The following is a 12067-nucleotide window of genomic DNA, read 5'->3' on the forward strand; positions in this document are numbered from 1 at the left end:
CCCGTGCGCCTGCCCGACAGTTTCTACTCGTCCGTCCGCGCCGAGCTGACCGAGGCGCTCGGCGAACGCGGCCTCGACGGCTTCCTCGCCACCTCCCCCGCCGACGTGGCATACCTCTGCGGGTTCTTCTACATCGCCACCGAGCGGCCGGTGTACCTGTGGATGCCGCGCTCCGGCGACCCGCTGCTGGTGATCCCCCGCCTGGATGACGAGTACGCCGCCCAGCAGCGGGTCACGGTCGAGACGGTCAGCTACTTCGAGTACCCCGGCGTGGTCACCGCCGAGCAGACGCTCGCCGCGGCGCTGGCCGGCCGCGGGGCGCGCCGGATCGGGGTGGGCGCCGGCGTGTCGGTCGGGGCGTTCCGCGCGCTGTCGGCGGCCCTCGGCGAGACCACCACCCTGGAGACCACCGACGCGGTGGCCAGGCTGCGGCTGCGCAAGCGGCCCGAGGAGATCCCGTTCCACGAGGCGGCGGCGCGCATCTGCGACGAGATGCTGGCCGCGGGCCGGGGGCTGATCGCCGACGCGCTGCGCCGGGGCGACGAACTGCCCCGCGAGGACGAGATCGCCCGGCACGTCATCGGCTACGGCACGGACCGGATGTACGCCGACTACGACATGGTCGTCTACACCACCAAGCTCGCCGGTGGGCTGGTCTACGCCGGGCCGAACTCGGCGCTGCCGCACGGCCTGCCGACCCGGCGGCGGGTCCGGCCCGGCGACACCCTGATCCTCTCGCTCGGCGCGGCGGTGGCGAGCCGGTTCGTGGAGAGTGAGCGGACGTTCGTGATCGGCGAGCCGACCCCGGAGCAGCAGCGCTACTACGAGGCCGACCGGGAGGCGCAGGAGGTCGGCACCCAGGCGATGGTAGCCGGGCGGACCTGCGCCGAGGTCAACAAGATCTGCCTGGACGTGCTGCGGGGCCACGGTCTCGGCGACTACATCAGGCACCGGCAGGGCCACGGCATCGGGTTGCAGAACCACGAGCCGCCGTGGGTCGAGGACGGCGACACCACCGTCCTGGCCCCCGGGATGCTGCTGTCCAGCGAGCCCGGCGTGTACGTGCCGGGGCACGCCGGCTACCGCATCTCCGACACGGTGCTGGTCGAGGCGGCCGGACCGCGCCGGCTCACCAGCCACCCCCGCGACCTGGCGTCCACCGTCATCGAGGAGGTCCGATGAGTTTCCATGAGCGGCTGACCGTCAACGGCGCCGAGCTGGTGGTCGAGGCATTCGGCCCGCAGGACGGGCCGGCGATGATCGTGCACCACGGCGCGCCGGGCCTGGGCTCCCGGTCCGAGCCGAAGCGGTCGTTCGGCCCGTTCGCCGACACGTTCCGGGTCATCGTCTTCGATGCCCGCGGCTCCGGCGAGTCCAGCGACCACGAGCCGTTCACCCACGCGCAGTGGGTCGCCGACGTGGACGCGATCCGCGCGTACTTCGGCCACGAGCGGATCGTCATGGCCGGCGGATCGTACGGCGGGTTCATCGCGCTGGAGTACGCCGTCGCCCACCCCGACCGGGTCTCGGCGCTCGTCCTGCGGGACACCGCGGCCGACACCGCGCACGACCACCTCGCCGTCGAGCGGGCGAAGTCCACCGACCGGACCGTCATTCCACAGTGGGCGATCGACCGCATCGGCACCGGCCGGTTCGAGAGCAACGAGCAGCTGCGCGAGTACTGGAAGGCGATCCTGCCGCTCTACGACCACCAGCACGACCCGGCGAAGGACGCCGCCAAGCTGGCCGCGACCCGGTTCCACTACCGGACGCACAACGCGGCGTTCGGGCAGAACATGCCGCGGTACGACCTGAAGCCGAAACTCCCGTCGGTCATCTGCCCGACCCTGGTCACCGTGGGCCGGCACGACTGGCGCACGCCGGTGGCCGCGTCGGAGACGATCGCGGAGCTGATCCCCGACGCCCGGCTGGTCGTGTTCGAGCAGTCCGGCCACTCCCCCCAGCTCGAGGAGCCGGAGCTGTTCCAGCGGACCGTCCGGGACTTCCTGGCCGAGGCCGGAGTCGTGTGATGGCGCTGCTGGAGGTCGAGGACCTGCGGGTCAGCTTCCCTGGGCCGGGCAGCGCGCCGGTACGGGCGGTCAACGGCGTGTCCCTCGCCCTGGAGCCCGGGCGGACGCTGGCCATCCTCGGCGAGTCCGGCTCGGGCAAGAGCGTCACCGCGCAAGCGGTCATGGGCATTCTCGACACGCCCCCGGCGCAGGTCAGCGGATCGGTGCGGCTGCGCGGCCGGGAGCTGCTGACGCTGCCGGCGAAGCAGCGTGACAAGGTCAGCGGCGAGGAGATCGGCATGGTCTTCCAGGACGCCATGGCCGCGCTGAACCCGGTCTACACGGTCGGTGAGCAGCTCAGCGAGCTGCTGCGGGTCCGGCGTGGACTGTCGCGGTCGGACGCCCGGCGGCGCGCGGTCGAGCTGGTCGACCGGGTGCGCATCCCGGCCGCCAGGGACCGGGTGCGCGACTACCCGCACCAGTTCTCCGGCGGGATGCGGCAGCGCGTCATGATCGCGCTGGCCATCGCGCTCGAACCGGCGGTGCTGATCGCCGATGAGCCGACGACCGCGCTCGACGTCACGGTGCAGGCCCAGGTGATGGGGCTGATCGCCGAGATCCAGCGGGACAGCGGGATGGCCCTGCTGCTCATCACGCACGACCTGGGCGTGGTCGCCGAGGTCGCCGACGACGTGGCGGTGATGTACGCCGGCCGGCTCGTCGAGCGGGCCACCGTGGAGCAGATCTTCGGCGGCCCGGCCCACCCGTACACCGAAGGGCTGCTCGCCTCGATGCCCCGGGTCGACCGGCGCGACGAGGAGCTGTACGCGATCCCCGGTGCCCCGCCGAACCCGGCGCGGCTGCCGGCCGGTTGCCCGTTCCACCTGCGCTGCCCGCGTGCCGACGACACCTGCCGATCCACGCTGCCGCCGCTGTCGCCGCTGCCGCACGGCCGGGCCAGCGCCTGCCACCACCGGGAGGAGCTGCTGCATGTCAGCCACCGATGACCCGGTGCTCCGGGTCGACAACCTGGTCCGGCACTTCCCGGTGAAGGGCCGGCTGCCCTTCACGTCCGGCGGGGTGGTCAAGGCCGTCGACGGGGTGTCCTTCGACCTCCGGCGCGGCGAGACCCTCGGGGTCGTCGGCGAGTCCGGCTGCGGCAAGAGCACGCTCGCCCGGATGCTGGTCGGGCTGGAACGCCCGACGTCCGGCGAGGTGCGCTTCGGCGACGCCGTCGTGCACACCGCGCGGGGCCGCCGGCTGCGGGAGCTGCGCCGGCGGATCCAGATCGTGCTCCAGGACCCGTACACCTCGCTGAACCCGCGGCGCACCGTGCGCGACATCCTGCTCCAGCCGTTCGAGATCCACCCGGACGTGGTGGACCGCCGGCGTCGGCTGGACCGGGTCAAGGAGTTGCTCGAGCTGGTCGGTCTCGACCCGTCGCTGCACCTGGACCGCTATCCGCACCAGTTCTCCGGCGGTCAGCGGCAGCGGATCGGCATCGCCCGGGCGCTCGCCCTGCGGCCTGACGTCATCATCTGCGACGAGCCGGTCTCCGCGCTCGACGTTTCGGTCCAGGCCCAGGTGGTCAACCTGCTGGAGCGGCTGCAGCGCGAGCTCGGCGTGGCGTACGTCTTCATCGCCCACGACCTGTCGGTGGTCCGGCACATCTCGGACCGGGTGGCGGTGATGTACCTCGGCAAGCTGGTCGAGACCGGACCCGAGGCGCCGCTGTACGACGCGCCGCAGCACCCCTACACCAAGGCGCTGTTGTCGGCGGTCCCCGTGCCGGAGCCCGTGGGCCGGGCCGAACGGCAGCGGATCCTGCTCGCCGGCGACCCGCCGAGCCCCGTCGACCCGCCGTCCGGCTGCCGGTTCCGGACCCGCTGCTGGCAGGCCTCGGAAACCTGCGCCCACGTCGAGCCGCTGCTGACCGGCGAAGGGCGATCGGTCGCCTGCCACTATCCGCTGACCGCCGCATAAGGAGAATGTGCTGTGCTGCAAGAACCCGCGACCCGGTACCAGGGCCACAAGTCCTACTCGTACCTTGAGCCGCACCTCGACTACCGGGAATTCGGCCTGGCCCCGGAGGTCGGCCGGGTGCCCGAACACGACCTCGGGCTCTCCGACGCGCAGCGGCAGCGGGTGACCCGGCTCCTCGCCGAGCACGTCGCGATCTCGCTGCACGAGCACCCCGTGGTCCTCCCGTCCGACGTGCGGCAGCTGCGCGCCTACAACCGCACCGCGCGCCAGCGGACCGGGTACGAGGGGCTCGCGCGCTCCGGCCTGACCGCGGTCTTCGACAACTTCATGGCCGGCGCTTCCTGCGTGACCAGCGAGAACGGCTGGAAGTGGAACGACCTGATCTACGCGCTCGGGATGCGGATGAGCGACCTGTACAAGCAGGACCACGTGCGGCTGGCCACGTCGGTCGACGACATCCGGGCCGCCAAGCGCGACGGCCGGCTCGCCCTGGTCGCCGGGCTGGAGTGCTGCACCCCGATCGAGAACGAGCTGGACCGCATCGACATCCTGTACGGCTTCGGCGTCCGGCAGCTCGGTGTCGCGTACAGCCAGGCGAACATGCTCGGCGGCGGGCTCTCCGAGCCGCGCGACGGCGGGCTGACCCACTTCGGCCGGCGCGCCGTCGACCGGATGAACAAGCTCGGCATCGCCATCGACATCTCGCACAGCGGCGACCAGACCTGCCTGGACGTCATCGAGGCCAGCCGGGTGCCGGTGTTCATCACGCACGCCGGCGCACGGTCGGTGTGGGACACCGCGCGGATGAAGCCGGACGAGGTGATCCGCGCGTGCGCCGAGCGGGGCGGCGTCATCGGCATCGAGGCGGCGCCGCACACCACGCTGTCGGAGCAGCACCTGGAGCACTCGATCGAGTCGGTGATGGACCACTTCACGTACTGCGTCGACCTGGTCGGCATCGACCATGTCACGTTCGGCCCGGACACGATGTTCGGTGACCACGTCGGGGTGCACAACACGTACGCGGGCAACTATGCCCACGACAGCGGGAAGAAGCCGTCGCACCCCAGGGTGGAGTACGTCTCCGGCCTGGAGAACCCGGGCGAGGCGTTCGGCAACATCGTCGGCTGGCTGGTCAAACACGACTATTCGGACGACGAGATCGCCAAGGTCATCGGGGGCAACACCCTGCGCGTGCTCGAACAGGTCTGGTAGCGGCCGGCGCCATTACACTCTGGACGGCGGAGAGGTGGGACTGAATGGCTCGGCGCGAAACCGCGCTCCAGGCCGCGCAGATGCAGCTGCGCGAGTTGATCGGCAGCGAGTTCCTGAGCGGTGACAAGCTGCCCAACGAGCGGGAGCTCGCGGACCGGTTGACGGTCAGCCGCGCCACCGTGCGCGAGGTGCTCGGCCAGCTCGCCGCCGAGGGCATCCTGACCCGCACCTGGGGTGTCGGCACGTTCGTCCGGGAGCCGGCCGAGCGGGTCCCGGTCTCGATCAGCGACGTCACCGCGCTGCGCGACCGCATCACCGCCTCGGGCCACAGCCCCGCCCTCCAGGACGCGTCGGTGAGCCGCACCGCCTGCCCGGACGACTGCGCCAAGGTCCTCGGCCTGGCGCCCGGTGACCCGGTGTGGCGCGTCGACCGCCTCTTCGCCGTCGACGGGGTGGCCGCGGCCTGGATCCGCGACCACCTCCCGCTCGCCGTCGGCGGCCGGGACCTCGACCCGTCGGGCCTGCTCAGCATCGACCACGACATGTTCGAGTTCCTGGCCGGCGCCACCGGCATGCCGGTCCGCCGCGCCGAGATCGACTTCGCCGCGGTCCTGGCCGACGAGGAGGCCGTCGACCGCCTCGGAGTGCCGCTCGGGCACCCGCTGGTGAGCGCCACCCAGATCGGCTACACGGCCGAAGAGCTGGCCCTCTTCCACGGCCACATCACGGTGCGCACCGACATCCTGACGCTGCGGATCACCCGCGCCGGCTGACCGCCGGCGGTTCTGGGCGGCTGGGCGTCGTCCGGCCCGTGTGCAACGCAGTGGCGTGCACCTGGACGACCTCGCCCCCGCCGCGGAGAACCGCCCAGCGACGGTGGTGGCGTGACCGGATGCGCCTCTGATGTTTCCCGCCAGGGTGATGGGCCGCCCCCGTTTGCCGGCCCGTCACCCTGGCGCGCGTCTTCCTTGGCGAAGTGCCGATACCAGGTATCGGCACCCTTACGATCGCCGGGCGCGGTGGTAACCGCCAGGTCAATGGGCGGCAGTTGACCGGCAACTTCGCCCGTTGGCATCATGGGCACGGCATCGGTCAGGGCCCATGCGCCGGTCCTCACCCAGCGGGTGCTGGGGCTTCTACGGAAAGGATCGGATGTTCAGCGCGCAGGTACGGGCCCACCGCCAGCGGCTAGGTATGACGCAGGAAGACCTGGCAGCCGAAACGGGCGTGAGCGTGCGCACCATCCGTAACCTCGAAGCCGGCCAGACCGGCCGCGCCCGGCCTGGAACGGTACGACTACTGGCCGACGCGTTCGCGCTCGCCGGCGCCGAACGGGACCGGTTCTGCCGGTCCGCGCTCGACGGCACCGACCAGCAGCCCGCGGACAAGGCCCCGACGAGCGCCGCCGGCACTCCCCCGGCCCACGGACGACCCGTTCCGGCGCAGCTGCCCGCAGACGTGGCCGGATTCGTCGGCCGAACCGACCAGCTGCGACAGCTCACCAAGCTGCTCGACGACCATGACCGGCCGGCCGCGGTGGTGATCTCCGCGATCGCCGGCACGGCCGGCGTGGGCAAGACCGCCCTCGCGGTGCACTGGGCACACCAGACCCTCGACCGGTTCCCCGACGGGCAGCTGTACGTCAACCTGCGCGGCTATGACCCCGCCCAGCCCGCCACCCCCGCCGAGGTGCTGGCCCGGTTCCTCACCGCCCTCGGGGTGCCCGGCACCGACATCCCCGCCGACCTCGACGAACGCGCCGCCCGCTACCGCACCGAGCTCACCGGCCGACGCCTGCTCATCGCGCTCGACAACGCCGCCACCGTCGACCAGGTCCGTCCCCTGCTACCCGGAACCGGTTCCTGCCTGGTCCTGGTGACCAGCCGCGACAGCCTCGCCGGACTGGTCGCCGTCAACGGCGCCCACCGCCTCGACCTCGACCTGCTCCCCCCGGCCGACGCGATCACGTTGCTGCACCGGCTCATCGGCCACCGCGTCGACGCCGACCCCGACGCCGCGGCCATCCTCGCCACCCAATGCGCCCATCTCCCCTTGGCGCTGCGGGTCGCCGCTGAACTCGCCGTCGCCCGCCCCACCACCCCCCTGGCCGAACTGGTCATCGAACTGGCCGACCAACAGCACCGCCTGGACCTGCTCGACGCCGACGGCGACCCCCGCGCCGCCGTCACGGCGGTGTTCTCCTGGTCGATGCGCCACCTACCGGTCGACGCCGCCCGCACCTTCCGGCTGCTGGGCCTGCACCCCGGCCCCGACATCGACGCCTACGCCACCGCCGCGCTCACCGACACCAGCCTGTCGCAGGCCCGCCTCGCCCTCGACCGGCTCGCCCGGGCCCACCTCGTGCATCCCACCGGCCCGGCCCGGTACGGCATGCACGACCTGCTACGCGCCTACGCCACCACCCTCACCACCGCGCACGACTCCGACGCCGACCGCCGGGCGGCGTCGACCCGACTGTTCGACTACTACCTGGTCACCGCCGCGGCCGCCACGCAACAGCTGCGCCTCGTCGATGCCCGCGGCCGACCCGGCACCGCTCCGCCGGCCACCACCTCAACCCCGGAACTGGCCGACCCCGGCACCGCCCGGCGGTGGCTGGACACCGAACGGCCCTGCCTGGTAGCCGCTGCCGCGCACACTGCCACCCACGGCTGGCCCGCCCACGCCGTGCGGCTGTCGATGACCCTGTACCGCTATCTCGAGGGCGGCCACTACATCGACGCGCTCACCATCCACGCACACGCCCGCGACGCCGCCCGGCAAACTGGTGATCCGGCCGGGCAGGCCCACGCGCAGCTCGGCCTCGGCGGCATCAACATCCGCCTCGGCCGGCTGGAGCTGGCCACGGAGCATCTCCTCCAGGCGTCAGTGCTGTTCCGGCAAGCCGGCGACCTGATCGGCGAAGCCCGCGTGCTGACGAACCTCGGCGTCGTCGAGGACCACCGAGGCTTCTACCAGGCCTCCGCCGACCGCCTCGAGCAGGCGCTGGCACTGTACCGGCAGACCTCCCACACCATCGGTGAAGCCATGGCACTGCACAACCTCGGTGTCGCAGAAGACCACCTGGGCCGCCATCAGGCCGCCGCCGACCGCCTCGAGCAGGCGCTGGCCCTGTACCGGCGGCTCGGCTACCCCCGCGAAGAAGCCATGGCGCTGCACAACCTCGGCCTCGCTGAGATGGGGCTGGGCCGCTACCAGGAAGCCGCCGACCGCCAGGAGCAGGCGCTGGCCCTGCTCCGACAGCTCGGCTACCCGCGCGGGGAAGCCTGGGCGCTGTACGGCCTCGGCAGCGTCCAGACCCGCCTCGGCCGGCCTGACCAGGCCATCGCGCTCCACCAGCGGGCCCTCACCCTCTTCCGGGAGTCAGGTGAGCGCGGCGGCGAGATCCGAGCGCTCAACGGCCTGGGCGAAGCCACCCTCGCCGCCGGCCGCCCCGCCGACGCGCTGACCCACCACACCACCGCCCTGAGCACCGGCGTCATCCCCGATCAGCAGGCCCGCGCCCACACCGGCGCCGGCCGCGCCCACCACATTCTCGGCGACCTCGTCCGCGCCCGGCACCACTATGAACACGCCCTGGCCCTGCACACCCGCCTCGGATCCCCGGATGCCCACGACGTAAGGGCCTGCCTCATCGCCCTCGACGCCTCACCTGACACCGGCCACGACCAACACGATTGACGGATCCTCTTCTGCTCAGGTTGATCGCCAGCGGCACGAGGGCGGCGCCCCAGGTTCGATCGTCAGGCGACCAGTTGGGGGTGGGCGGCGAGGAAGCCCTTGACCTGGTCGGTCCGGACGGCGGTGAGCAGGTTGATGCTGGTCTGGTCGAGGTCTTCGGCCGTGCCGTTGCCGGGCGACCGGTTGAACGTGCCCTCGTTCGTCTTGATGGTGACCACGTCGTCGCTGCTCACGCCGCGCATGGCGTACACCCAGTCGGCCAGGTCGATGCCACCGCTGTCGATGGTGATCGCCTTGCCCGCGACCTCGATGACCTTGTTGAACCGCACCGGATTGGTGAGCACGTCCTTGCTGAGCATCTTCTTGAAGACGGCCTTGATGAACTGCTGCTGGTGGCGTTGCCGGTCGTAGTCGCCGTTGGGCAGGGTCTCGCGCTGCCGGACGTAGTCGAGGGCCTGCCACGGTTCGAGATGCTGGTAGCCGACGTGGTAGACCACCGGGGTCACGCCCGGAACCGGATCCAGGCCCTGGCCGCCGTCGTCTCTGGTGTACTGCCGGAACGGGACCTCGGTCCCGCCCGTGCTGTTGTGACCGATGCTCACGGACGTGGTCTCCTGATCCACGTACATGTCGACCCCACCGAGCACGTTGACGACCTGTTGGAAGCCGGTGAAGTCGACGATCCCCGCACCGTCGAACGTCACCCCGCACAGCTTCCTGATCGTCAGGGCGAGCAGCTCGACGGCATGGCGGCGGGCGGCCGGCCCGGTGAGGCCGTTGCCACCGTAGGCGAACGCGGCGTTGACCTTGTCGTCGCCGCCCGGGTACCGCCTGGCCCCGTTGTCGTACGGCGGGATCTCGACCCAGGTGTCCCGAGGAATCGAGACCATGAACGCGGCGTCATACGTTGCCGGGACGTGCAGGATGATGATCGAGTCGGAGCGTACGGGTTCGCGAGGGTCCTGGCCGGGGCGGGCGTCGACACCGATGAGCAGGATGTTCTTCGCCCCTGTGACTGACGCGTGGCCGGGCTGCTGGGCCCAGCTGCCGGTGTCGCCGAGCAGGTTCTGCTCGACGACACCGCGCGTCGCGTACGACAGCAGGGCCTCCTTCGCCACGAGCACCCCGGCGGCCAGCACGACCAGGGTCGTGCCGAGCACGATGCACCACCGCGCCCACGACGGAGCCTTGCGCCGTGCGCCCTGGCTCCGGTCGCCCGGCACGGTTGCCCGGCCGCACGCGCGCTGGTTCCGGTCGCTCGGCACGCTTGCCCGGCCGCACGCGCGCTGGTTCCGGTCGGTCGGCGCGGTTGCCCGGCCGCGCGCGCGGCCGGGCCGGTCGTTCACCGGATCACCGGACCGGTGCGGTTCATCCGGAGAGGTCACCGGGCCGGCTCCTGTTCACGAGTACATCGGACAGGAGAAACCTATGGACCAGGTGGACCGGCGGCCGTGGCGTCCTGCGACATCAACCCCGTCTTTCACCCCCTACGAACCGGTGCCCGGGTACGAATGGGCCGCTCGCAACACGCGTCCGTCCACTCACGGGGATCCCCATGTCGGTACCTCCTGCCCTCCATGCGGCGCAGTAGCGTCGCGGGGGCCGCGCCGCGGTGGTGGCTCTACCTGCCGGCGTTCTTCCTGATCGCAGCGGGGTGGGCGCTCGCGCTGCCGGTCAACGGCACGTACGACGAGAAGGACCACATCGCCCGTGCGTACGCCGTGACCACCGGACAGCTCACCACCCACCGCACGGTCGTCGACCGGCGCGACGACCGCAAGCCCGCGTTCCTGGTGCCGGCGAGCCTGATGCCCGGCAACAGCAACGTCGACTGCGCCTGGGCGCCCCGCCCGGCGCGCCCGGCCGACTGCCAGCGCTGGACCACCGACCGGGCCCGCGTCCTCACCCCGAGCGGGGCGGCCAGGTACAGCCCGGTCTACTACCTGCTCGTCGGTGCGCCGCTGGTGATCGCGCCCGACCGGACCGGCATCCTGCTCGCCCGGCTCATGTCGGCGCTGGCCGCGGCCGCGCTCCTGGCCGGAGCGGCCGGTGCCGCGCTGCGGCTCGGCAGCCGGCTGCTCGCGCTCGGTGTCGTGCTCACCGCGACGCCGATGGCGGCGAACCTGGCCGGCTCGGTCAACCCGAACGGCCTCGAGATCGCCGCGGGCGTTGCCGTCTGCTGCGGGCTGCTCGCCCTGCTGCGCGCGCCCGACGCGCTGCTCGGCGACCGCGCCGTGCGCCGCCTGCTCGTGCTGGTCGGGGTCGGTTCGCTGGTGCTGCTCACCGTCCGCCAACTCGGGCCCGCGCTGCTGACGCTCATCGTGACGGCGTGCGTGGCGCTGGCCCGCCCCGGCCGAATCGCCCAGCTGTGGCGGCGCCGCGAGACGCGCTGGATCGTCGCCGGCTCGTGGTCGCTCGGTCTGGCCGGTTCGCTCGGCTGGATGGCGTATTCCGGCGTGGCCGGCGTCGCTGCGGTCGTCCGCGACGCCCAGCACCTCGCCCCGTCGGAGCTCGCGCAGGTCCTGGCCACCCGGCGCATCCCGTTCTATCTCAGGCAGGTCGTCGGCCAGTTCGACTACGGCGAGACCAAGCCACCGCTGGTGGTCACCGCGGCGTGGTACCTGCTGCTGGGCGCCGTGGTGGTGCCGAGCCTGATCCACGGCGGCCGCCGGCTCACCCTCGTCGCCGCCGCGCTCGGCGCCGCCTGCCTCGGCCTGCTCCTGACCCTGGAACTGCATTATCTGCCGATCATCGGCTGGTTCGCGCAAGGCCGGTACGCGATGCCGGCAGCCACCGGCGTGGTGCTGTGCGCCGCCTGCGCCCCGCGGTTCGAACGCCGCCTCGCCTCGCGGCGCCGGCTACGCCCCTACTGCACCGTCCTGACCTTCACGGCCGCAGCCCTGCACGTGTACCTGCTGGCGTTCGTGATGACGCGTTTCCGGTCCGGCCCGGGCGCGCGTCTCGACCCGTTCACGGGCGTCTGGCAGCCACCGGTCGGCGCGCTGCCGCCGCTGCTGGCGGTGCTGGCCGGCGGCACGATCCTCGCGGTGCTGGCCGCAGTGGCGACCGGCGACAGGACGCGTGGTCCCGTCCACACACCGCCAGAACAGCACGCGTTGCCTTCCACGCCGAACGTCCAGTGACCCGCCCGGGCCGGA

9 protein-coding genes are annotated in these 12067 nt (G+C 72.2%); 8 read left to right on the forward strand and 1 reads right to left on the reverse strand.

What is annotated here, in order from left to right; all coding sequences use genetic code 11:
- Positions 1-3 precede the first annotated feature (3 nt).
- The 7 genes from AB0I21_RS49225 (at position 4) to AB0I21_RS49255 (ending at position 8909) form a co-directional block, all read left to right on the forward strand.
- Positions 4-1182, forward strand: a complete 1179-nt coding sequence (locus tag AB0I21_RS49225; RefSeq protein WP_360571688.1) for a Xaa-Pro peptidase family protein — start codon at positions 4-6, stop codon at positions 1180-1182.
- The gene (locus AB0I21_RS49230) at positions 1179-2030 is read left to right on the forward strand and encodes an alpha/beta hydrolase (RefSeq protein WP_360571690.1); all 852 of its coding nucleotides are present in this window, start codon (positions 1179-1181) and stop codon (positions 2028-2030) included. The genes AB0I21_RS49225 and AB0I21_RS49230 overlap by 4 nt, the downstream gene beginning before the upstream one ends.
- Positions 2030-3016: an ABC transporter ATP-binding protein gene (locus AB0I21_RS49235; protein ID WP_360571692.1), complete on the forward strand. Its 987-nt coding sequence runs from the start codon at positions 2030-2032 to the stop codon at positions 3014-3016. Before AB0I21_RS49230 ends, AB0I21_RS49235 begins: the two co-directional genes overlap by 1 nt.
- Entirely contained in the window at positions 3000-3992 is a 993-nt protein-coding gene (locus tag AB0I21_RS49240) for a dipeptide ABC transporter ATP-binding protein (protein ID WP_360571694.1), read from the forward strand. The genes AB0I21_RS49235 and AB0I21_RS49240 overlap by 17 nt, the downstream gene beginning before the upstream one ends.
- Positions 3993-4004: 12 nt before the next feature.
- Complete coding sequence (locus AB0I21_RS49245; protein WP_360571696.1) at positions 4005-5207, forward strand: membrane dipeptidase; 1203 nt, start codon at positions 4005-4007, stop codon at positions 5205-5207.
- A 44-nt stretch (positions 5208-5251) separates the two neighbouring features.
- Complete coding sequence (locus AB0I21_RS49250) at positions 5252-5980, forward strand: GntR family transcriptional regulator (protein ID WP_360571698.1); 729 nt, start codon at positions 5252-5254, stop codon at positions 5978-5980.
- A gap of 379 nt (positions 5981-6359) precedes the next feature.
- Positions 6360-8909, forward strand: coding sequence for a tetratricopeptide repeat protein (locus tag AB0I21_RS49255; RefSeq protein WP_360571699.1), 2550 nt, complete (start codon positions 6360-6362; stop codon positions 8907-8909).
- Positions 8910-8971: 62 nt separating this feature from the next.
- Here AB0I21_RS49255 and AB0I21_RS49260 read toward each other — a convergent pair whose 3' ends face one another.
- Positions 8972-10069: an LCP family protein gene (locus AB0I21_RS49260; RefSeq protein WP_360571701.1), complete on the reverse strand. Its 1098-nt coding sequence runs from the start codon at positions 10067-10069 to the stop codon at positions 8972-8974.
- Positions 10070-10486: 417 nt separating this feature from the next.
- Between AB0I21_RS49260 and AB0I21_RS49265 the strand changes: the two genes are divergently transcribed.
- Positions 10487-12052, forward strand: coding sequence for a DUF2142 domain-containing protein (locus AB0I21_RS49265; RefSeq protein WP_360571703.1), 1566 nt, complete (start codon positions 10487-10489; stop codon positions 12050-12052).
- Positions 12053-12067: the final 15 nt, after the last annotated feature.

The sequence above is a fragment of the Dactylosporangium sp. NPDC050588 genome (assembly GCF_040654975.1).
Taxonomy (GTDB): domain Bacteria; phylum Actinomycetota; class Actinomycetes; order Mycobacteriales; family Micromonosporaceae; genus Dactylosporangium; species Dactylosporangium maewongense.